This window comes from Moorella naiadis (nom. illeg.) (genome assembly GCF_051020825.1).
Classification (GTDB): Bacteria; Bacillota; DSM-521; order Neomoorellales; family Neomoorellaceae; genus Neomoorella; species Neomoorella naiadis.
The window spans coordinates 14299-35707 of record NZ_JAXGFQ010000020.1; the positions used below are offsets into that span (position 1 = coordinate 14299).

A 21409-nucleotide genomic window follows, 5' to 3' on the forward strand; every position below is an offset into this window, starting at 1 on the left:
ATTGGTCGGGTTCAGAGCAGTAGCCAGTTTGGTACCCAGACCGGCTGGAGAACTACGCTTCTACAGCCTGGGGACGTTGCCCTCGTTAGGAGTTAGTTAAAATAATGACTCCTGCCTGTTTTACTAACCCAGACAGGAGTCATCAGCACCAGCGTTAGCGGTGCATTTCCGGGGCATATCAGGGTCCGACTCCTTGACCCTCAACATAGGCGGCAGGTAAATTGCCTAGACTAAACAAGAAATTTATCGTCTTTGAAGAGGGTTCTCGAATATGGCTGAATCCCCAAGTTCCGCCTCAATTTCCAGCAAACGGTTGTATTTAGCAATTCGTTCGCTACGGCAAACGGAACCGGTTTTTATTTGCCCGCCACCCATGGCAACGGCAAAGTCGGCCAAAAAAGTATCTTCTGTTTCCCCGCTGCGGTGGGAGATCACAAATCCCCACCCAGCTTTGCGGCATAAATGAATGGCCTCTATGGTTTCAGTAACGGTACCAATTTGGTTTAATTTTATCAGCACGGCATTGGTACTTTTTTCTTTTATGCCACGGGCGATGAAGCGGGGATTAGTCACGTATAGATCGTCGCCAACGATTTGGATCTTTTTACCCAGTCTGGCATTAAGTTCGCGGAAACCCTCCCAATCATTTTCAGCAAGTCCATCTTCAAGAGAGATAATAGGGTATTTTTCAACCCAGGACTGGTAGAGCACCGTTAGTTCAGTGCTTGTTTTTGCTCCCTGCTTGGATTTGGAAAGATGGTAGGTTCCGTTTTCGAAAAAGGAACTTGCAGCAGGATCTAAAGCTATGGCTACATCTTTTCCTGGCTCATAACCTGCTGTCTCAATGGCTTCAACAATCAACTCACAGGCTTCGTCGTTACTCTTTAAATTGGGAGCAAAGCCTCCTTCGTCACCGACACCGGTATTGTAACCTTTTTTCTTGAGAATACTCCCAAGGGCATGAAAGGTTTCAGCCCCGTAACGTAATGCCTCGGCAAAAGTAGGTGCACCAATTGGCATGATCATAAATTCCTGGAAGTCCACACTATTATCGGCGTGTTTGCCTCCGTTTAAAATATTCATCATCGGAACGGGGAGGCGTACCGCACCAGGACCACCCAGGTAAGTATAGAGAGGCAAACCTGCCGCCGCTGCTGCCGCACGTGTTACAGCCATGGAGACACCCAGGATAGCATTGGCACCGAGATTATTTTTATTGGGAGTTCCCTCGAGTTCGAGCATTATTCCGTCAATAATGGCTTGTTGAGCCGGGTCCATACCGATTAGTTTTGGGGCAATAACCTCATTAACATTGGCAACGGCTTTAAGCACACCTTTGCCGCCGTAACGTTTTTGGTCTTTATCGCGGAGTTCAACTGCCTCGTTTTCTCCGGTCGAAGCTCCGGATGGGACTGAGGCTGAGGTGGTAATCCCGCTGTCCAGACTTACATAAACCCGAAGTGTAGGGTTGCCACGGGAGTCTAGGACTTCCAATGAACGAATAGATACGATTTTACCTTTCATAAATAGTCCCCTTTCTTATAGTTAATATAATGCCTTGAATTTGGCCTGGATCTCCTGGAATTCCTTGGTGATGGAACGGAACCTGCTAATCCCTTGAACCGTGTTTTGGTTCTGCTCCTGGCGTTTCGACCGGGCCGCCTGAATGGCTCCCTGGGTAGCCAAGACGGTTGCTTGGAGACGCTCGTCGAGGCTGGATCCGAAACGCCGGAAGGCTTGATCAAGATTCTGCAAAGTAGCCCAACGTAAGTTTTCTACGTTGTTCAAAACTAATGCTTCAATTTGTTGCCCCAATTGTTTTGTCATCTTTGCCCGGCGTATTCCTGCCGGCAAAAGCCTGGTAAATATACCTTCCGGGAGAAGGCTAAAACTGGAATCCCACTTGTGGGTTACCCAATACGGCTGGCGTTTCATCTCAAAAGCGCCGGAACTACTGGGAGCATGATAAGGAACGTCAAAAAGCTCGGCAGCTGTTTTCCGCACCGCCTCAATCAGTTCATCGACCCGTTGTTGGTAGGGGCGCAGCGTTTCGGTAACCCGCTGGTCAAAAATACGCGCCATTTCACCGAGCTCATGTTCAAAAAAATCAGGGATGACCTTGGCCAGGGTTTCCTGGATTGTATTGTCATTAAACCTGTTCCCCATCCTGGCTAGACGGTCCTCGACAATTCCTTGCAGGTGAGTCCGGGCCTTCTGACGTAAGGTTTCAGCTTGTTCTTCCAGAAACGCCACCATTCGTTTCCGGTCGCCGGCCAGGAGATCTCCCAGCAAGACTCGTTGCTGCTCAGCCTCCTGAATTTTTTTCTCAAATATTTGCAGGCGGTCATCCAGTTCAGCCAGGGGCATCTCCAAGGAACGAATGGTAAGGTGTAAGCGCATTATAATGTCGGCAATTATATCGGTGGCTTTTTTAGCCAGGGCTGCTTGCAGGGCGTTGTTTTTATCGCGAGCAAGAAAATCAACAAGATAACGCCAGACTTCTTCCAGTCCGCTATGCTTCCAGAGGGTGGTATTATTTGTTTTGCGGGCCTCAAGTCCCAAACGGGCCGATACGCAGAAGATGGGAGGGGCTCCTTCTATACCAACTTGCTCCCGCAAAACATTTTTAATGAAGGTTAAGAGAGATGCTATTTCTTCCTTATTAAGATAGTCTATCTTATTTAAAATAAAGAAAAGGTGAGTAACCTTGTAACGGACCGCTTTCAGAAATTCCACTTCTACCTCGGTGATCGGCGGATCTGCCGAAACGAGAAATAAAGCAGCGTCACATTGGGGCAGGAAGTTAAGGGTGGCTTCAGTGTTATGCCGGAAAGTGGAACCGATGCCGGGAGTATCGATTAAGACTACTCCTTTGAGGAGAAGGGGGGAGGGGTAGAAGACTTCAACCTGGGAGACCTTTTTATGATTTTGGGGATTCCCTGCTTCAGTAACAAATTGCGCCAGAAAAGCAGTTAAAGCCCTATTGTCCTGCCCTGTAAATTCTTCTTTTTGCAGGCCTTCCTGGCGGAGAACGCGTACACGGGCCTCGGGACCCCAGAGAAGAAAGGTAGGAACGGCAGTCAGGGGGAGGATGGCTGTGGGTAATACTTCATCGCCCAGAAGAGCGTTTATAAAGGTACTTTTACCGCGTTTGAACTGCCCGAGAACGGCAAGGTGAAAACGTTCATTGACAAGCCGTTCTTGTAAGGCCTTAATCTTTTGCTTCTCATTAGCAAAGTCTGGCCCTAAGCTATTTAGACCTTCCAGGGTTTGCCGGAAAAGGAGAGGTAAATCTTTGGTGACCTTGGGAACTGCCTTTACTTGCCATTCTTCTCTTACTTGGCTCATAAAAAAACTCCTCCAGATTCTACCTGGTAGGAGTTGGGCCAATTGCACATTCTCCTGCCAGGAATTGCTCCTTGGTAGGAGTCATCAACCCTTGCGGGTGGTTTTCCGGTGAACTCCATCACCGTTTGCGGCCAGCTTGGCTCTATGCGCATGAAACAAAGTAGTACAAATATCCTTCCCGTTCGTATATAAATTTAACAGCCCAACCGTTAGTATGTCAAGGGGGAATGGTCGAAAATTATATAGCAAAGAAATTGACATTTAATAATAAAAAATATATAGTTAAATTAGGGCCAAGGAGTCGGCCCCGAGGACCTCGAAAATGCGCCTTAAGCGCTGATGACTCCTGTCTGTAAAGGACAGGAGTTTTTTTGTTTTCTTCCCGGAGATATCCATGTCAGCTTAACGAATAACCGGGTGTCTTTATAGGTAACCATTATTAGCTCAAATATTGTTTATTTGGAAAAATAAATAAGGTTCGAGGGGGATTTTTATGAAAAACATACCTGCCAAACTTCTAACAATTTACGTGGGAGAAGGTGTTAAGTGGCAAGGAAAGACCCTCTACCATGCTTTGGTGTTAAAATTAAAGGAGGCCGGTTTAGCAGGGGTTACGGTTATCCGGGGTATCGAAGGCTACGGTAAACGCCGTAACATTTATTCGGCCCGGCTGATAGAGCTTTCTTACGACCTGCCTATTATTATAGAGGCAGTGGATCAAGCTGAAAAAATTGCTACTGTCTTGCCCCAGGTGCAAACGATGGTAACCCACGGGCTGATAACGGTGTCTGATGTAGAGATTATTTGGCGGGATGAAGGCGCTAAAAACACCAGCAAACCCAACCTTGAATAGATAAAATACCTAACGTCCCGAGGCACAGAAAAGAATACCTGGAACAGGTGCCCGGCCATGTTGGCTGGTAATAAAAGGGACAAGGTTCGAGTTAAATATCGGGATTTATATCACCCAATGTAAACACCCCGCGCCAGCGACAACATCAAAGTGAGCCTCGCCAGCACGGGGATCGAGTATTAACATCATCTGGCGACAAGGGAGGACCGGCTATCTAGCATTCATCTACCGGTTTCCCCAGGTATTTCCCGACCAGGCGCATGGCGCAGAAGTCGCCGCACATGGAACAGGCAACGGCAGCATCCTCATTGCGATTCTGGCGATACCGGCGGGCTTTTTCCGGATCCAGGGCCAGTTCCAACTGGCGCTGCCAGTCTAGGGCCTTGCGGGCTCGGGCCATTTCCCTATCCCATTCCCAGGCGCCTGGTAATCCTTTCGCCAGGTCGGCTGCGTGGGCGGCAATGCGGGCAGCGATGACACCTTCCCTAACATCGGCCAGGGTAGGGAGGCCAAGGTGTTCGGCCGGGGTGACGTAGCAGATAAAGTCGGCCCCGGCTGTGGCCGCCAGGGCACCGCCAATAGCGGCGGTAATGTGATCGTATCCTGGGGCGACATCGGTAACCAGGGGTCCCAGGACATAAAAGGGTGCCTCGTGGCAGAGCCTTTTTTCCAGGAGGATATTGGCCTGGACCTGGTTTATAGGCACATGGCCGGGTCCCTCCACCATGGCCTGGACACCGGCCTCCCGGGCCCGATCCACCAGTTCGCCCAGGATAATGAGTTCTTGAACCTGGGCCCGGTCGGTGGCATCGGCCAGGCAGCCGGGCCGCAGACCATCCCCCAGGCTCAGGGTGACGTCATAGCGGTGGGCGATCGCCAGCAGGCGATCATACTGGGCGTAGAGGGGGTTCTCCTGTTCGTTATGCAGCATCCAGCCCGTTAAAAAGGAACCTCCCCGGCTGACGATATCCGTAAGGCGGCCTTCCTGGCGCAGGCGGTCGACTACTTCCAGGGTGACGCCGCAGTGCACGGTAATAAAGTCGACGCCGTCGGCTGCCTGGACTTCGATTACCTCGAAAAGATCATCGGCGGTCATCTTTACCAGGGCATCATAGCGCTCCTGGGCCTCCACTGTGGCCTGGTAAATAGGAACGGTGCCGACGGCAACCGGAGCCTGGGCGAGGACCTGGCGCCGGCAGTCGTTAATATTGCCGCCGGTACTCAGGTCCATGACGGCATCGGCTCCGGCTTCCAGGGCTACACGTAGTTTCTCCAGCTCGGGTTCGATTTCAGGATAGGCCGTAGACGTACCCAGGTTGGCGTTGACCTTCGTTTTTAGACCCTTACCGATACCGCATGGTTGGAGGTGGCGGTGATTGGTGTTGGCCGGGATCACCACCCGGCCGGCGGCTACTTCGGCCATTAAATCTTCTGCTTTTACCCCTTCTTTGGCAGCCACTTGTTCCATGGCCCTGGTTACCTGTCCCACCTGGGCTGCTTCCAGTTGCGTCATTTTTTTGACCCCCTTTGAAATTCCTGCCCTGGAGGTAGCATCTTTTATCGCTTTTAACCCTTTGCTGCTACCCTGGGGCAGCTATTAGGTAAAATAAAAGATCACCTGGCAAGCGGTGATCTTTAAAAAACCTCTCTCCCCGCTTTCCTACGCTGGTATGACCCAGATCAGGTTCCAAGGGTTAGTGCTATCCAGCACTTCTCAGCCCGCACGGGCACCCCGGGGGTAAATATTAAGTTTTTAGGCCTTAGTTTGCTGATTTTTGTCTGGTTTAGTTATTATATAGATATTCGCCGCCGAAAAGCTATTTCCTGCCGGCGCGATGGTTCTTTTTGCCTACCAGGAAAGAAGCCGGCTGCATGGCAAGGCCCCTTACCGGGGCTTCAGCTTTAATTTAGTAGAACTTTTTCCGGTCTAAATACTCATGCATAAGATTCAGGGTCTCGCCGAAACGCTGGAAGTGGACTACTTCCCGCTCCCGCAGCCATTTTAGGGCGTTAGAGACATCAGGATCATCGGACAGGTTAATCAGATATTCATAAGTTGAACGGGCCTTCTCCTCGGCAGCCATGTCCTCGTGCAGGTCAGTGACCGGGTCGCCCTTGGACTGGATATAACTGGCGGTCCAGGGGGCACCGGCGGCGTTGACGAAGTAGAGGGCGCGGTCATGGTCGGCGTAGTAGTCGTCCAGGCCCGCCCTTTTTATTTCCTCGATAGAAGCATCCTTAATCAGATTATAGACCAGGGTGGCCACGATCTCCATATGGGCCAGCTCTTCAGTCCCGATATCCGTCAGCACCCCCTTGGCCTGGGGGATGGGCATGGTGTAACGCTGGGTCAGGTAGCGCAGGGAAGCTGCCAATTCCCCGTCCGGCCCGCCATATTGAGTTATTATCTCCTTGGCCAAACGAGGATTGGGGCCGCCAACGCGTACCGGGTACTCCAGTTTTTTTTCATAAATCCACATTTTTATCCCTCCGCCTAAAAGATCGTTTCCCAGGGCCAGGGTTCCTCAATCCACCGCCAGGCCCGGGGGCTGGGCGAATAGCCGTAATTGGTCAGGGGACCATAGAGGGCTTCATATTCCTTTTTCGCCACGGCTAGGGCCTCGCTGGTGGCATTATAATCGGCCAGGGCGCGGTAATCATCCGGGTGGGTGTCCAAATAAAGGTTAAAGTCCACACAGGTAAACTCCAGGGCCATGATATTCCGGAGCATATTTAAACGCTGGGCATCCATGTTTTCTCCCTCCGCCGTGTTTTTCTAAGGTGTGCGCCGGTGCTGGTAGGGCATAAAGAGATCGGGGAAAATCGTTCCCCTGATCAGGCCCTCCATCGGCTCCCAGCGGTTTGTAAAACGCTGCCAGGGCACGTAGGCCCGGGCTAGGTGGCAAGAAAAAGATTGTTTGTCAACCTGATCATCACCGGGACGGACGGTAATACTACGCTTACCCTGTTGTTCGGTAGCCATAATAAACCACCTCTCAATTATTCTTCTGTCTTTTATTGGCACGCCTCCGGGGTGATAACCATGGAAAAATGCTAATTTATAATATGCTGGTTGCCGGAGGAAGGGTTACTAGAAACCAGGTTTTTTGTTAACCGTATCCATGTAAAGTCGGTGTAAATCCGGTCTATATACCCTCTGTTATCACCATAAAAAAACGTCGGGCATTCGTTGGCCCTGGGTCTGGTAAATTGGCCCTGGCCAGGGGCGACAAATGATCATAGAGAGTTTGTTTATAGCTACAAAAGGCAGGGGTAAGGTTTGATGGGGGTGACAAAGGGAAGACCTGCAGGCTTGTTGAAACTCATGATGTGAACGTTAGCACAGTCGTGAAAGCGGGTTGAAACAGTGTTGGAGTCGGCGGTGATTCTGGCCTGGCATTTTCACCGCCTGGCAATGCGACCGTTGGGTTATAACAGAACTATTGCAGCCCCTGGTTAATCCCCGGGATATCCCATATAAAAGTTTTTTTGGAGGTGAGGGAGGATGAGTAGTATTATCGACAAAGCCCTGGAATACAAAATGAACCGCCGGGCTTTCTTAAAATCTACCGCCGTTGCTTCCGCGGCCCTTACCCTGGCCGGCTGCAGCAACGGGCTAACGCAAGTCTCCAAGACACAGGCAACCAAACTGGTAGAAAAGGAGGGCCAGTGGCTTAGCGCCGCCTGCTGGCACAACTGCGGCGGCCGCTGTCTGAATAAAGCCTATGTTGTCGACGGGGTGGTGCTACGCCAAAAAACCGACGATACCCACCCCGACAGCCCCGACTTCCCCCAGCAGCGGGGGTGCGCCCGGGGTCGTGCTCAGCGCAAGCAAGTCTTTGCTGCCGACCGCTTGAAATACCCCATGAAACGCAAGCACTGGGCTCCCGGCGGCGGCCAGAAGGAATTGCGGGGCCAGGACGAATGGGTGCGTATCTCCTGGGACGAAGCCCTGGATATCGTTGCCGGCGAGATTAAACGTATCAAGGAAAAGTATGGCAACCGGGCCATCTTTGTCGGCGGCGGTAATGAGATTAGCAATATCCTAGCCCTCTATGGTGGCTACGTCTCCCACTGGGGTACAACCTCCTGGGGTTCCTGGCGGTATGGTGGAGACATTATCGGCCTGGCCGACGGCTATTTTAAGTTCAGCCATAATGACCGCTTTGATCTGCGTAATTCTCAGCTTATTGTCCTCTGGGGGGCTAATCCGGGCTGGAGCAGCCTGGGGACGCCGCCTTATAATTACCTCCAGGCGAAAAAGGCGGGGGCTAAATTTATAATCATCGATCCCATTTATACCGAGGCCGCCCGAGTGCTTGGTGACGAGTGGATTCCCATCCAGCCGAATACGGATCACGTCATGCTCCTGGGCATGGCCTATACCCTGATTAAAGAAGACGACCCGGCAACCAACCCGTTAATTGACTGGGATTTCTTGAACCGCTGCACCGTAGGCTTCGATGCTGACCATATGCCGTCGGGGGCCGACCCGAAGGAGAACTTTAAGGACTACGTCCTGGGGACTTACGACGGCGTGCCCAAGACGCCGGAATGGGCAGCGGCCATCTGCGGCGTTGAACCCCTGAAAATCCGCGCATTGGCCCGGGAGATAGCTACGACTAAAAGGGTGGCCCTTCTTACCGGTTGGGCTCCGGCCCGGGTCCACAACAGCGACTCCTGGCCGCAGATGTTTATGACTTTCGGCTGCATGACGGGTCATATCGGCCAGCCAGGTCGCATGACGGGTGTCAGCTGCCACCAGAATGCCAGCAACGGCGGGCCGCCCCTGGTAACCCCCGGTAAAAACGGCCTACCCGTCATTAAAAACCCTGTCTCCGACAGTATTAACGACAGTGAGATGTGGGACGCCATCCTTAACGGAAAATATACCGCTGCTTATAACGACGTCCGGGATGTCAACATCCAGATGATTTACCACGGTTGGGGTGCGACTTTGCAGACCAGGGACGGGATGACCAAAGGAATCGCGGCCCACCGTAAGGTGGAGTTTGTGGTTTCCCATTCCCAGTTCTTGACCACCAACTCCCGCTATGCTGACGTGGTGCTACCGGTTACCACCGAGTGGGAACGGGAGGGGGGGCTCCTGGTCGGGAACCGGGAAATCTTAATCTATTACACTAAAATAACTAAACCCCTCTTCGAAACCCGGGATGATCAGTGGATCGCCATTGAGCTGGCTAAGCGACTGGGTATTGATCCAGCTAAAGCCTATCCTATTTCTCCCAAACAGCAACTCTTTAACCAGCTGGCCGGGGCGCAGGTCATGAAAGAGGATGGCTCCGACTTTGAAAAGCTGCTGACCATTACGGTCGCAGATATCGCGGCTATGGGTGTCCAGGGCGAGCCCCAGCAGGGCCGGATTACTTTACAGGAATTCAAAGAGAAGGGGATTTACCAGGTGCCCCGGAAACCGGGCGATAAGCTGGGCTTTATCTACCTCCAGGACTTCCGCCGGGATCCCCAGGCCCACCCGGTAAAAACCGCCACCGGTAAACTGGAGATCTACTCCCAGGCCTTGGCCAAAATGGTAAGGGATAAAGGCTGGACGGAAATCAAGCCCATTCCAACTTACAATCCGCCCCGGGAGGGTTATGAGGATACCTTCACCGACTGGGATAAAAAGGTGAAGGGTGATTATCCCCTACAGATGGTTACGCCCCATTATCTGCGGCGTTCCCATTCGGTTTTCGACAACATCCCCTGGTTACGTGAGGCCTTCCTGGATCATGTACTGATGAATCCAGTCGACGCAGTCGAAAGGGGGATAAAGGAAGGGGATACAATCCTTATAACCAGTCGCCACGGTAAGAGCCTGCGGCCGGTGCATTTGACAGAAAGGATTATGCCTGGAGTAATTGCCTTGCCCCACGGTGCTTGGGTCGAGATGGATGAGAAAACTGGTGCGGACAAAGCAGGCGCAGACAATATCCTCTGTGGAGCCATCCCCACCGGTCAGGGGATCTCGGGATGGAATTCCTGCAACGTTCAGGTGGCCAAATGGACCGGATCGCCCCTGCCGCCTGACGACAAATGGCCCCTGCGCATCGTTTTTTAGGAGGTGGGCTTATGTCCCAGCTTGGTTTTTATTACGACATGACAGTTTGCATCGGGTGCAAGACCTGCCAGATCGCCTGCAAGGATAAAAACAACCTGGAGGTGGGAGTCCTTTACCGCCAGGTCTATACCTTGGAAGGTGGGAAATTCCCCCATCCCTGGTTTTATCACATTTCCCTGGGATGTAACCACTGCGCCCAGGCGCCCTGCGTTAAAAACTGCCCCACCGGGGCCCTCTATAAACGGGCAGATGGCATAGTTATACAGGATAACGACAAGTGCATCGGTTGCCGCTACTGTGTCTGGTCCTGCCCCTACGGCGCACCCCAGTATATTGAATCTGAAGGTAAAGTGGGTAAATGCAACCTTTGCGCCGACTTAATCGATAAGGGAGAAAAACCGGCCTGTGTCGCTGCTTGTATGATGCGCGCCCTGGATTTCGGCGATATTGAGGAACTACGGCAAAAATACGGCGGCACGGCAGATATTCAAGGTCTGCCGGATTCCCGCATTACCCATCCCTCCCTTATCATTAAAGCGGCTGCCGAGGCAAGGAAATAAGTACTACGTCAACAAAACAAAAGACGGGACTGCAGGTTGACATCATGACCAGAGGGATGTCGTAGACAAGGTAAAATAGTAACAGGTTAGACAGTTGGGTTAGGTTAAGTAACCAAATGTGGATGTTAACCCAGTCCAAAAGGAAAGGAGAGGAAGTATGGCTGAGGATACAAGGCTGTGGCTCAAGCCCATTTCCCGACGCAAGTTTTTAGCACTCGGCGCCGCCGCCACTGGCGGGGCGGTGGCCCTGGCGACTATATCCTGGGACCGCCAGGCCGGGGCAGTCCCGGGAGGAGGAATTTCAGAGGCCGGGGAAACAGTCGTCCCCACCAGTTGCGTGCATAATTGTGGCGGCCGCTGTCCCCTGTATGCCCATGTAAAAGAAGGGGTGGTAACCTGGTTTACCCCCGATCAAGAGAGAAACGACAGTCCTGACTTCCCCCAGGCCCGAGCCTGCCTGCGGGGACGGGCTCAACGCAAACGCCTTTATCATCCTGACCGGCTAAAGTACCCTATGAAGCGGGCGGGTAAGCGGGGCGAAGGTAAATTTGTAAGGATCTCGTGGGATGAGGCCCTGGATACAATAGCTGAAGAACTACAGCGGATTAAGAAAACCTACGGCAACGAGGCTATTTATATCAATTACGCCACCGGCATTTATGGCCAGGTGAGCCAATCCTGGATTACGCCGGCCTTTGGTGGCGCCCTGCCGCGTTTCCTCAATATGTTCGGCGGTTACCTGGGGTATTACAACACCTATAGCTCGGCCTGTTTCAGTTATGCTACCCCTTATACCTTTGGTGCCGTAGAAGGGAATAGCCCCGATGACCTTTTAAACTCAAAACTTATCGTTCTCTTTGCCGATAATCCCGGCGAGACGCGCCTGGGCGGGGCCAACGGCCATTATTACCTGCGCCTGGCTAAAGAAAAGGGCGCGCGGGTAATAGTCATCGACCCCCGTTATACCGATACGGCCGTTACCCTGGCCGACGAGTGGATCCCCATCAGGCCGACAACGGACAATGCCCTCATTGACGCCCTAGCCTATGTGATGATTAATGAAAACCTCCATGACCAGGCCTTCCTGGATAAGTACTGCCTGGGCTTCGACGAAGGTCATATGCCCCCCGGTATCCCACCCGGCAACTCGTACAAGAGCTATGTCCTGGGTCAGGGCGAAGATAAAACCCCCAAGACGCCGGAGTGGGCGGAAGCCGTTACCGGTGTGCCCCGGGATACCATCATCAAACTTGCCCGCCAGATTGCCGGTATTAAACCCTGTTGCCTGATGCAGGGGTTTGGCTGGCAGCGTCATGCCTATGGGGAACAACCGGTACGGGGCCTGCCGGTCCTGGCGGCTATGACCGGCAACATCGGTATTCGCGGCGGCGGACCCGGCCTTCGTAACGGCGGTCATGGGGTGGTGGTGGGCTGGATGCCGGCCGGGCAAAATCCGGTCAAAGCGACTATTCCCTGTTTTATGTGGCCGGAAGCCATTGAACGCGGTCACGAGATGACGGCTGCCGACGGGGTCAAGGGTGTTCCCCAGTTGCCGACGGATATTAAGATGGTCTGGAACTATGCCGGCAATACCCTGTTAAACCAGCATTCGGATATTAATAAAACGGCTAAAATCCTGGCCGACGAGAATAAATGCGAGTTCATCCTGGTCCATGATGTCTTTATGACCCCCAGCGCCAAATTCGCTGATATCCTGCTTCCGGACGTTACCCACTTTGAACGGGAAGATATTGTCACCTTTGCCTCCGGTATCGGCTATGCCATTTATCACCAGAAGGTTGTCGACCCCATGTATGAGTGCCGTAGCCTTTATGACGTTTGCCGCGAACTGGCCAAACGCCTGGGCTTCGGCGACCAGTACACCGAGGGTAAAAGCGAGCAGGACTGGTTGCGGGAGGCCGTCAAGGTTGCCCAGCAAAAAGATCCCAACTTCCCTAGCTTTGAGGAGTTCAGGCGTAAAGGTATCTATAAAGTAGCACCCAAAGACCCTGTTGTGGCTTACGAAAAGCAAATTAAAGACCCGGCCAACAATCCCTTTAAGACACCTTCAGGCAAAATCGAGATCTTTTCCCCGGCCCTGTGGGCAATGAATAACCCGGAGGAGATCCCAGCCATTCCCAAGTATATCCCGGCCTGGGAGGGGCCGGAGGATCGCCTGCGGGGGAAATATCCTTTGCAGTGTATCGGCCCCCATTACAAGCGCCGGGTTCACTCGACCTTTGACAACGTGCCTTGGATGGAAGAAGCAGCCCGGCAGGAAATGTGGATTAATCCCCGGGATGCTGCTGAGCGGGGCCTTAAAGATGGTGATATGGCCCGGGTATTTAACGACCGGGGCGAACTGGTTATCCCAATAAAGGTGACACCGCGGATTATGCCCGGGGTGGTGGCCATACCCCAGGGCGCCTGGTGGACGCCGGACACCCATGGCGTTGATCAGCGGGGCAATATTAATGTTATTACCAAATACCATCCTACACCCCTGGCCCACGGCAACCCCCAGCACACCAACCTGGTGCAAGTAGCCAAGGCCTAGCCGGGCAAGATAACCGGCCCGGGCAGCACCGGGTGGTAACTGACGCGATAAAATAGCGGAACGGAGGAGAAACCATGGCCGGACAGCTGGGTTTTCACGTCCAGCAGGACCGCTGTATCGGCTGCTTTACCTGCCAGATCGCCTGCAAGGATAAAAACGACCTGGAGGTAGGGCAGCTATTTAGAAAAGTGCACGAGTTTGCCGGCGGCGGCTATATCACTGTCGGCAACAACGCCGTCAAGGCCGACGTTTACGCCTACTGGATCTCTTTGAGCTGCAACCACTGCCAGGATCCGCCTTGCGTTAAGAACTGTCCCACGGGGGCCATGCAGAAGCGGCCTGAAGACGGGGTGGTATTCGTCGACCAGAACAAATGTATCGGTTGCCGTTATTGCATGTGGAGCTGCCCCTACGGGGCGCCCCAGTATAACCCGAAAACAGGTAAGGTAGGCAAGTGCGACTTCTGCCGCGACCTGCTGGCTAAAGGGGAACCGCCGGCCTGCGTGGCCGCCTGCCCCATGCGGGTTTTGGACTTCGGACCAGTGGACGAATTAAAAAAGAAATACGGCGGAACTGACCAGATTAAAGGCCTGCCTGACCCCAACCTTACCAAACCATCACTTTTAATTACGCCCCACCGGGATGCAGCCCTGGGGAAATAGGAAAGGGAGGAGAAGCTAATGGGCAAAGAATGGGCCCTAGTTCTCTTTACGTTACTGGCCCAGATGAGCGTCGGTTTAATGATCGTCGCCCAGGCCCTGAACACGAAGCAGCGGGAAGGAATAAAGCCGGTACTCCTGTGGGTAGGCGTCCTCATGGCGGCCAGCATGCTTATCTCCCTGGGCCACCTGGGCAGCCCCTTAGGAGCGCCGCGGGCCATCATGAACCTGAAGACCTCGTGGCTGAGCCGGGAGATCTTCTTCTCCGCCGGGTTCTTCGTGTTGTGGCTAATTAGTTACTATATCGAGGTGCGGACCCAGGTGAGCGACGGGACGAAGGCCGCCCTGGGCTGGCTGGCCGGCCTCTGCGGGGTAATAGCCCTCATCAGCATGGCCAACATCTACGTTCACACCATCCTGCCGGCCTGGGAGACAGCTTACACCCATATCGTCTTCTACAGCACGGCCCTGGTGCTGGGGGCCATCCTGTACGCCGTCCTGAACTACCGAGCGCAGCGGGAAGGCCAGGAGCAGATGCTGAAGGTAACGACCATCCTGGCGGTTATTGGTATCGCCCTGCAGGTGGTCAGCCTGCCGCCCTACCTGGTCTCCCTGGGAGCCGGGCCGGCGGCGGCGCGGGCGACGGCGGAACTACTCCTGGGAGCGGCGCCGGTGCTGGTTTTAAGCCAGGCCCTGGCGGTAATCGGCGGCCTCGTCTTTACCTTCCTGGCCTTACGGGCCTATAGCGGTAAAGGCACAGCCCTAACGGGCCAGTGGCTCTACGGCGCCCTGGTGCTCCTGGTCGTCGCCGAACTGGCCAGCCGCTACCTCTTCTACGCCACCGGCGTCAATATTATGGTCGGCCAGTTCTAAGGCCAGCTCTAAGGGTGGAGGTATTTCCTTCCCCCCGGCTTGACCATTGGTAGGGAAAGTACGATAATATAGGTGTAACGAATATGATCCGCACAAGCTCACTAAACTTTAATAAAACATACCTGGCAGGGAACCCTGCCGGGTATTTATTTTGACAGCTATGTTAGTGATGGTAAACGAGGCAGGTACGGGCCCAGACTGGCAAGGTTGAAATTGGATGGTTTGGGATAAATCATGACCGTTTCAAAAGGGGGTGCTGACGTGATTATCGATATTGACCAGGAGACCGTGATGAACATTAAGAACCGCGCCTTGGCCAGGTACGCCGGCATGTATATCCGGATATACGCTGACTTTATGCGGCAGGTAAAGGATACTGGTATCGCTATCGCGGAAAAGGAGGACCGGGAGGGAATCCAGCAAAAGATGGCGGTTTTAACCCGGCGGGGCGCCATTACCCGTAACGACGCTAAGAGTCTTTATATAAATCGCATTTCTCCGGCCTGCCTGGCCTGCCGGCAGGGGGAGGGGAGTATGACCTTTTTTATTTCCCTGCAGTGCCCTCGCCGTTGTTTTTTCTGCTTTAACCCCAATCAGGAAGGTTATGAGTACTACACCCAATATCACCGGGATTGCCTGGCAGAATTGGCAGAGTTGCAGAGAAGGGGGCAGAAACTCGAACATGTAGCCCTGACAGGGGGGGAACCCCTCCTCCACCCGGAGGAGGCCCTGGCCTTTTTCCGCGTTGCCAGGGAGAAGTTTCCGGGCGTAGATACCAGGCTCTATACTGCCGGCGACCTGGCCGGTAAAGAGATGCTGGCGCAGCTGCAACAGGCCGGGCTAGACGAGATTCGCTTCAGCCTCCGGCTCCACGACCAGGGGGAAGTCCGGCGGAGAATCTATGAGCATATCGCCCTGGCCAGGGAATATATCCCCCGGGTCATGGTCGAGATGCCTGTGCTGCCCGGCACCCTGGAACCCATGAAGGAAATTCTAGTGGAATTGGATTGTCTGGATATATTCGGAATTAACCTTCTGGAGTTCTGCTTCCCTTATAATAACGTTGCTACTTACAACCTGCGGGGATATAAGATCAAGAATCCCCCCTACCGAGTTCTTTATAACTACTGGTACGGCGGCGGCCTGCCGGTGGCCGTCAGTGAAGGGGAGTGCCTGGACCTGGTAGCCTTTGCCCTGGACAAAGGTCTGAAACTGGGGGTGCATTATTGCTCCTTGGAGAACAAAAACACTGCTCAGATTTACCGGCAGAACAACAGTAGGCCGGTAGCCGCCACCCTCTATTTCTCCCGCCGGGATTTCTTTTATAAGTCGGCCAAGGTCTTTGGCGACGACATCCCCCGGGTGCTGCAGGGCTTTAAAAAAATTGGCTACGAAGGTTATACCTACAATAAGCAATACCATTACCTGGAGTTTCACGTCAGTAAAGTCAAGGACCTGGCCGGACTGGGAATTGAGGTGGGTATTTCCACCAGCGTCATAGAAGACCGCGGCGATGGCGCCTATCTGCGGGAGTTAAAAGTTGATTTAACCCGGCCGGAGATATTTAATCTGGAAGAAGACCTTTAGGACTAACGATTATGGTGAATTTAGATAACCCTTAACAAAGTATAGGGCGCGGTCGTGGCTGGCATAAAGCTGCCCGCAACCGCGCCTTTGTTATTTTATTCAGGGGTGTGGATGTTGCCGGCGCTAGTTCAATTGCTACTCAACATTTTTTGCCGGGTTAAAAAGGAAAGACATCTGTAAAGCATTTGTAATAAACAACAAAAACTGACCCCGGAGTTTGGTCTTAGGGCTAAAGGAAAGGGGGCCGGGATTAGGAGCGCCGCGGGCCATCAGCAACCTGAAGACCTCGTGGCTGAGTCGGGAGATCTTCTTTTCGGCAGGGTTTTTCGTACTGTGGTTAGTTAGCTACTATGTCGAAGTAAAGGCCAAAGCGAGTGACGGGGCGAAGGCGTCCCTGGGGTGGGTGGCCGGACTCTGTGGGGTCATCGCCCTGATCAGCATGGCGAACATCTACGTGTACACCATCCTGCCGGCGTGGGAGACGGCCTACACCCACATAGTCTTTTACAGCACGGCGCTGGTGCTGGGAGCCATCCTGTATGCCGTCCTGAACTACCGGGCGCGGCAAGAGAACCAGGAAGGGATGCTGAAGGCCACGATCATCCTGGCGGTGATCGGGATACTGCTGCAAGTAGTGAGCCTGCCGCCCTACCTGGTAGCGCTGGGGGCGGGGCCGGTGGCGGCGCGGGCGACGGCGGCCCTGCTGCTGGGAGCGGCGCCGGTACTGGTCCTAAGCCAGGCCCTGGCGGTAATCGGCGGCCTCGTCTTTACCTTTCTGGCCTTACGGGCCTATAGCGGGAAAGGTAGCGCCCTGACGGGCCAGTGGCTCTATGGGGCCCTGGTGCTCCTGGTAGTCGCCGAACTGGCCAGCCGCTATCTCTTCTATGCCACCGGCGTCAATATCATGGTCGGCCAGTTCTAGGGGGATATTTCCTTCCCCGCCCTTGACCATTGGGTTAGTAAGTACGATAATATAAGTAATTACTTTATTTATAAGATCTATAAGAGCGGGCGGTACTGCCCGCTCTTTCCAAGAGAATGGGGATGGGGGAACTGGATCTCGAGAGTATCGCTGCCAGCCTATCCGGCCTTGGTCAGGTACGTTTACAAGCCGATGCCTGTATCAGGGGCAAGTCACCCTGGTCTAAGTGCCATAGCTGCCAGGATGTCTGCCCGGTGGGAGGGATTGAGCTGGAGGCAGGCCGGCCTGATATCCGGGAATGCCAGCGCTGTGGTCTTTGTGCCGTCGCCTGTCCAGCCGGTGCCGTGGAGGATCCAGAACGGACCCATTCCTTTTTCCTGGCCCGGGGCCGGGAGGCCATCGCTGCCACAGGGCAGGTGGTCTTTGCCTGCAATCACCGCCGGGAAGAAAAAAGAAGAGATGATTTAGTTATGGCCGCCTGTTTGGGAGCCGTGGCCCCAGAGGTGATGGTAGCCCTGGCCATCAGGGGCAAGACGGTTTTCCTCTACCGCCAGGAAGAATGCGCCGCCTGCCCCTGGGGGGATAAGGGTGAGAGTCTCTTCCGGGCATCCTTTAGACGGGCGCAAAAGACTATAGTCGCTTTAAAGCTGCCAGCTGAACGCCTGGTCCTGGAAGCCACACCGCCGCCGGCACCCTTCGGGAGTCAGGCCGGTCGGCAAGGCAGGTCCCCGGCAGCCATGGGGCGGCGTGAGTTTTTTAGTTCCCTGCTGCGAGGCATTAAAATTCCCGGGATAGATACCACCCCGGCCCCTTCCCAGGTTGCGCCCCTGGTCAGCCAGCGACGTGCGCTGATCCTGGGGCTGGCCCTCCGCGAGGCCAGGCCGGAAGGGGGTTATTCGTCCGGAGCGACCCTGCCCCTGCCGTCCCTGGAACTCACTGGACCTTGTTACCTATGCAACATTTGTAGTCGCCTTTGCCCGACTGGCGCTTTAAAACTGCATGACGGCGAATTAACGTATACTCCGGCACGTTGCAACCACTGCAACCTTTGCCTGGCAGTCTGTCCCCATCACAGTTTAGCCCGGGGCACTGATTTGCCCCTGGAAGTCCTGGCCAGCGCCTCAACTTTAACTATAGCGACAGCGACCGAGCATACCTGCCCCAGCTGCGGGGAGGTCTTTCAGGCCAGTACAACCGCGGCGGAATGCCTGCGCTGTTTATTCAGCCACCAAGTTACCGGAACGGCCGGGGCTGGGGGGTGAGGTATAATGGCAGCGCGTTTTTGCCGTCACACCTGTCCCCGGAACTGCTATAACACCTGCGGTCTTATTACCCTGGTAGATAATGGTGAGATTAAGGAACTGGCCGGTGACCCGGCCCATGGCTATAGCCATGGCCATCTTTGCCGTTTGGGTTACAGTTATCTAGATATCCAAAACCATCCGGATCGGGTTCTTTCCCCCCTGCGCCAGGCGCCACGGGGGTCAGGCCGCTGGCACCGGCTTGGCTGGGATGAAACCCTGGACCTGATAGCCGGTAAGATGGTGGAACTGGCAGGACGGTATGGCTCCTTTTTACCAGTCTTTATCTATAGCAACTCGGGGAACATTGGCCTTTTACACCGGGCCTGGAGCTGGCTGGCCCGGAGCCTGGGGGAAGTGACGACTACAACTGGTTCCTTATGCTGGAGCGCCGGGCTGGATGCTATGGTCTACGGCTATGGCAGCCACAACCACCCTGACCCGACAGCCATGGCCAGGGCCAACTATCTCTTGCTCTGGGGGGCCAACCCGGCCTGGACGGCCATGCACCAGATGGAGTATATCAACCAAGCGCGGGAGAGGGGAGCCCGCCTGGTAGTTATTGATCCCGTATTCACAGCTACAGCGGCCCGGGCCGACCTCTATATCCAGATTAAACCGGGCAGCGATGGCGCCCTGGCTGCAGGTATGGCCCGTCACCTCTGGCAAAGGGGGCACATCGACCGGCACTACCTGGAAAACCACGTCCAGGGCTGGCCGGAGTGGCAGGAATACCTGGCCGGGCTGGATCCTGACGAGTTGAGTGCAGCCGCAGGTATTCCCTGGGACCTAATGGCGCACCTGGCCGAGGAGTATGCATGTAACGCTCCGGCGGCCATTTGGATCGGCATAGGCCTGCAACGCCATACCAACGGCGGCCAGAATATCCGGGCTATCAACGCCCTGGCGGCCATGACCGGGAACCTGGCCCGGGAGGGGGGCGGCGTCTATTACGCCAGCCCCATGGCCTGCGAACTTTTTACCACCGCCTGGCCGGAATGGATGGCACTTGAAGGTAGAGCGAGGACCATTCCTATCTACGATTTGGCCCGGGGTCTAAAGGAGGCAACAGCACCTCCTGTCAAGATGGCTTTGTTGGCCAACGCCAACCCCCTGGGGCAAAACGCCGTCACGGAAGAGCTGCAACGGGCCCTGGCCGGGCTGGAACTGGTGGTTGTCAGCGGCCAGTTTCTGACGGAGACGGCCCGGGTGGCCGATATCTTCCTGCCAGCGACAACCTTCTTTGAGGGTTGGGATGTTGTCCCCAGCTACTGGCATCACTGGATTGGTATCAATGAACCGGCCGTTCCACCCCGGGGTGAGTGCCGTTCCGATATTCAGATAGTAAGCGGACTGGCAGCGGCTTTAAATAAGGCTGCTCCAGGGAGTTGCCCTTTTCCCTGCAACCTTACCGAGGAAGAATGGCTGACGGCGGTTTTTAACCCCGGGGTTTACCGACTGCTGGGGATCAGGGACTACCGCGACCTCCTGGACGGCCCCAAAGAATTAAAGCTGCCGGTCAACCCCTGGGCCGAGGGGCGCTTTGCCACCCCCTCCGGGCGCTATGAAATTTACTCCCGACAGGCGGCCGCCGCCGGGTTACCGCCCTTGCCGGTTTACCAACCGGCGGCGGCAGGTTTCGAGGCCTACCCTTATCGCCTGCTGACGCCCCATACCAACGCCGGACTAAATTCCCAGTTTTACAACCTGGAAGATGTGCCGGAGGCTCTGGCTCTGGTTCATCCTCGACTGGCCAGTGAAAAGGGCCTGGAAAGTGGCAACCAAATCCGCCTTTATAACGAGTGGGGCGAAGTAGTAATAATGGTAGCCATCAGCGAACTAGTGCCGCCCCAGACTATCCTCTGCCATCAGCGGCCCCTGCCCGGGGGACAGGCGCTCAACAGCCTCACCCCGCCCCTGGCAACTGACATGGGTAGTGTGAGCAGTGGCGGCCCAGGTGTGGCCTATTACGACACCTTTGTAAATATAGCGCCGCTACAGTGAAAAATGGTGGCATCATTTTTGGAGGTGCCACTCCTAGTGGCGAGCCGGGACGATTATTCAGAGGGGGCTTAAAGGATGCAGTTGGGCTTTTTCCTGGATTTAAATCGTTGCATCGGCTGCCGGGCCTGCGAACAGGCATGTAAAAATTGGAAGGGGTTAGATTTTTCCCTGCGGCAAGTGCGTACATTTTCTGGATGGGTAAAAGGCCAGTGGCAGGAATACTATCTTTCCCTGGCCTGCAACCACTGCGAGAACCCCGAATGTTTCCGGGTTTGCCCCGAGGGGACCTATAAAAAACGCCGGGATGGCATTGTCCTGCATAACAGCGGGCGGTGCAGCGGCTGCAATCGCTGCGTCCGGGCCTGCCCCTTCGGGGCGCCCCGCTACAACCTGGCTACCGGTAAAGTCGAAAAATGCGACCTCTGTGTGGAGAGACTAGATAACGGGCTGGCCCCGGCCTGCGTTGAGGCCTGTCCGGTCAAAGCCCTGCAGGTTTTACAGTTGGAGGAAGGAAAAGAGCCGGGGGAAAAATGGGTACCGGGACTGGCTGATGTTAACCTCACCCGGCCTACCTTGAGGCTGAAGACTGCAACAACAGGAGAAAGGTTTTTTATTGCCGGCTGAGGGAGTGGATAAACGCTCCCATTTATGGGGCTCTGGCGAAAT

The 21409-nt window shown here is 54.6% G+C and carries 17 protein-coding genes and 2 riboswitches; of the genes, 11 read left to right on the top strand and 6 right to left on the bottom strand.

The features are described from left to right. Nucleotides 1-243: 243 nt before the first annotated feature. Together eno and SDD30_RS12325 are read right to left on the bottom strand one after the other, a co-directional pair. Entirely contained in the window at nt 244-1524 is a 1281-nt protein-coding gene (eno, locus tag SDD30_RS12320) for a phosphopyruvate hydratase (protein ID WP_434075220.1), read from the bottom strand. A 21-nt stretch (nt 1525-1545) separates the two neighbouring features. Further along, complete coding sequence (locus SDD30_RS12325; protein ID WP_434075221.1) at nt 1546-3348, bottom strand: dynamin family protein; 1803 nt, start codon at nt 3346-3348, stop codon at nt 1546-1548. 68 nt (nt 3349-3416) lie between these two features. Next, nucleotides 3417-3480: riboswitch (Fluoride riboswitch) on the bottom strand. 361 nt (nt 3481-3841) lie between these two features. Here SDD30_RS12325 and SDD30_RS12330 point away from each other — a divergent pair. Next, on the top strand, nt 3842-4201 hold the full coding sequence (locus SDD30_RS12330; RefSeq protein WP_434075222.1) for a DUF190 domain-containing protein: 360 nt from the start codon (nt 3842-3844) through the stop codon (nt 4199-4201). 214 nt (nt 4202-4415) lie between these two features. Here SDD30_RS12330 and thiC read toward each other — a convergent pair whose 3' ends face one another. The 4 genes from thiC to SDD30_RS12350 all read right to left on the bottom strand — a co-directional run bounded on the left by thiC (nt 4416) and on the right by SDD30_RS12350 (nt 7184). Then, nucleotides 4416-5714: a phosphomethylpyrimidine synthase ThiC gene (gene thiC / locus SDD30_RS12335; protein WP_434075223.1), complete on the bottom strand. Its 1299-nt coding sequence runs from the start codon at nt 5712-5714 to the stop codon at nt 4416-4418. A 124-nt stretch (nt 5715-5838) separates the two neighbouring features. Then, nucleotides 5839-5946: riboswitch (TPP riboswitch) on the bottom strand. Nucleotides 5947-6108: 162 nt separating this feature from the next. Beyond that, the gene (locus tag SDD30_RS12340; protein WP_434075224.1) at nt 6109-6681 is read right to left on the bottom strand and encodes a manganese catalase family protein; all 573 of its coding nucleotides are present in this window, start codon (nt 6679-6681) and stop codon (nt 6109-6111) included. A 14-nt stretch (nt 6682-6695) separates the two neighbouring features. Beyond that, on the bottom strand, nt 6696-6953 hold the full coding sequence (locus SDD30_RS12345; RefSeq protein ID WP_434075225.1) for a spore coat protein CotJB: 258 nt from the start codon (nt 6951-6953) through the stop codon (nt 6696-6698). A gap of 24 nt (nt 6954-6977) precedes the next feature. Next, entirely contained in the window at nt 6978-7184 is a 207-nt protein-coding gene (locus tag SDD30_RS12350) for a spore coat associated protein CotJA (RefSeq protein WP_434075226.1), read from the bottom strand. A gap of 522 nt (nt 7185-7706) precedes the next feature. On the opposite strand from SDD30_RS12350, the gene SDD30_RS12355 reads away from it, so the two are divergent. The 10 genes from SDD30_RS12355 to SDD30_RS12400 all read left to right on the top strand — a co-directional run bounded on the left by SDD30_RS12355 (nt 7707) and on the right by SDD30_RS12400 (nt 21367). Further along, nucleotides 7707-10280, top strand: coding sequence for a dimethyl sulfoxide reductase subunit A (locus tag SDD30_RS12355; RefSeq protein ID WP_434075227.1), 2574 nt, complete (start codon nt 7707-7709; stop codon nt 10278-10280). Between the two features lie 11 nt (nt 10281-10291). Next, nucleotides 10292-10840 carry a DMSO/selenate family reductase complex B subunit gene (locus SDD30_RS12360; protein ID WP_434075228.1) on the top strand — a complete coding sequence of 183 codons (549 nt, stop codon included), beginning with the start codon at nt 10292-10294 and terminating at the stop codon, nt 10838-10840. Nucleotides 10841-10997: 157 nt separating this feature from the next. Continuing rightward, complete coding sequence (locus SDD30_RS12365) at nt 10998-13397, top strand: DMSO/selenate family reductase complex A subunit (RefSeq protein WP_434075229.1); 2400 nt, start codon at nt 10998-11000, stop codon at nt 13395-13397. Between the two features lie 74 nt (nt 13398-13471). Beyond that, nucleotides 13472-14059, top strand: coding sequence for a DMSO/selenate family reductase complex B subunit (locus tag SDD30_RS12370; protein ID WP_434075230.1), 588 nt, complete (start codon nt 13472-13474; stop codon nt 14057-14059). Nucleotides 14060-14077: 18 nt separating this feature from the next. Continuing rightward, nucleotides 14078-14929 (top strand): dimethyl sulfoxide reductase anchor subunit family protein, encoded by an 852-nt coding sequence (locus SDD30_RS12375; RefSeq protein ID WP_434075231.1) that lies wholly within the window; start codon nt 14078-14080, stop codon nt 14927-14929. Nucleotides 14930-15190: 261 nt separating this feature from the next. Continuing rightward, a complete protein-coding gene (locus SDD30_RS12380) occupies nt 15191-16516 on the top strand; it encodes a radical SAM protein (RefSeq protein ID WP_434075232.1) in 1326 nt (441 codons plus the stop codon). 217 nt (nt 16517-16733) lie between these two features. Then, a complete protein-coding gene (locus SDD30_RS12385) occupies nt 16734-17438 on the top strand; it encodes a dimethyl sulfoxide reductase anchor subunit family protein (RefSeq protein WP_434075233.1) in 705 nt (234 codons plus the stop codon). A gap of 122 nt (nt 17439-17560) precedes the next feature. Continuing rightward, complete coding sequence (locus SDD30_RS12390; protein WP_434075234.1) at nt 17561-18700, top strand: DUF362 domain-containing protein; 1140 nt, start codon at nt 17561-17563, stop codon at nt 18698-18700. Nucleotides 18701-18706: 6 nt separating this feature from the next. After that, nucleotides 18707-20743 carry a molybdopterin-dependent oxidoreductase gene (locus SDD30_RS12395; RefSeq protein ID WP_434075235.1) on the top strand — a complete coding sequence of 679 codons (2037 nt, stop codon included), beginning with the start codon at nt 18707-18709 and terminating at the stop codon, nt 20741-20743. Between the two features lie 75 nt (nt 20744-20818). Further along, complete coding sequence (locus tag SDD30_RS12400; RefSeq protein WP_434075236.1) at nt 20819-21367, top strand: 4Fe-4S dicluster domain-containing protein; 549 nt, start codon at nt 20819-20821, stop codon at nt 21365-21367. Nucleotides 21368-21409 lie beyond the last annotated feature (42 nt).

What these genes read in the sequence shown, in the direction of transcription:
- thiC (WP_434075223.1), bottom strand. Translation starts at nt 5,714, where the DNA reads ATGACGCAACTGGAAGCAGCCCAGGTGGGACAGGTAACCAGGGCCATG.
- SDD30_RS12330 (WP_434075222.1), top strand. Translation starts at nt 3,842, where the DNA reads ATGAAAAACATACCTGCCAAACTTCTAACAATTTACGTGGGAGAAGGT.
- SDD30_RS12325 (WP_434075221.1), bottom strand. Translation starts at nt 3,348, where the DNA reads ATGAGCCAAGTAAGAGAAGAATGGCAAGTAAAGGCAGTTCCCAAGGTC.
- SDD30_RS12345 (WP_434075225.1), bottom strand. Translation starts at nt 6,953, where the DNA reads ATGGATGCCCAGCGTTTAAATATGCTCCGGAATATCATGGCCCTGGAG.
- SDD30_RS12370 (WP_434075230.1), top strand. Translation starts at nt 13,472, where the DNA reads ATGGCCGGACAGCTGGGTTTTCACGTCCAGCAGGACCGCTGTATCGGC.
- SDD30_RS12355 (WP_434075227.1), top strand. Translation starts at nt 7,707, where the DNA reads ATGAGTAGTATTATCGACAAAGCCCTGGAATACAAAATGAACCGCCGG.
- eno (WP_434075220.1), bottom strand. Translation starts at nt 1,524, where the DNA reads ATGAAAGGTAAAATCGTATCTATTCGTTCATTGGAAGTCCTAGACTCC.
- SDD30_RS12365 (WP_434075229.1), top strand. Translation starts at nt 10,998, where the DNA reads ATGGCTGAGGATACAAGGCTGTGGCTCAAGCCCATTTCCCGACGCAAG.
- SDD30_RS12375 (WP_434075231.1), top strand. Translation starts at nt 14,078, where the DNA reads ATGGGCAAAGAATGGGCCCTAGTTCTCTTTACGTTACTGGCCCAGATG.
- SDD30_RS12400 (WP_434075236.1), top strand. Translation starts at nt 20,819, where the DNA reads ATGCAGTTGGGCTTTTTCCTGGATTTAAATCGTTGCATCGGCTGCCGG.
- SDD30_RS12395 (WP_434075235.1), top strand. Translation starts at nt 18,707, where the DNA reads ATGGCAGCGCGTTTTTGCCGTCACACCTGTCCCCGGAACTGCTATAAC.
- SDD30_RS12340 (WP_434075224.1), bottom strand. Translation starts at nt 6,681, where the DNA reads ATGTGGATTTATGAAAAAAAACTGGAGTACCCGGTACGCGTTGGCGGC.
- SDD30_RS12390 (WP_434075234.1), top strand. Translation starts at nt 17,561, where the DNA reads ATGGGGGAACTGGATCTCGAGAGTATCGCTGCCAGCCTATCCGGCCTT.
- SDD30_RS12360 (WP_434075228.1), top strand. Translation starts at nt 10,292, where the DNA reads ATGTCCCAGCTTGGTTTTTATTACGACATGACAGTTTGCATCGGGTGC.
- SDD30_RS12350 (WP_434075226.1), bottom strand. Translation starts at nt 7,184, where the DNA reads ATGGCTACCGAACAACAGGGTAAGCGTAGTATTACCGTCCGTCCCGGT.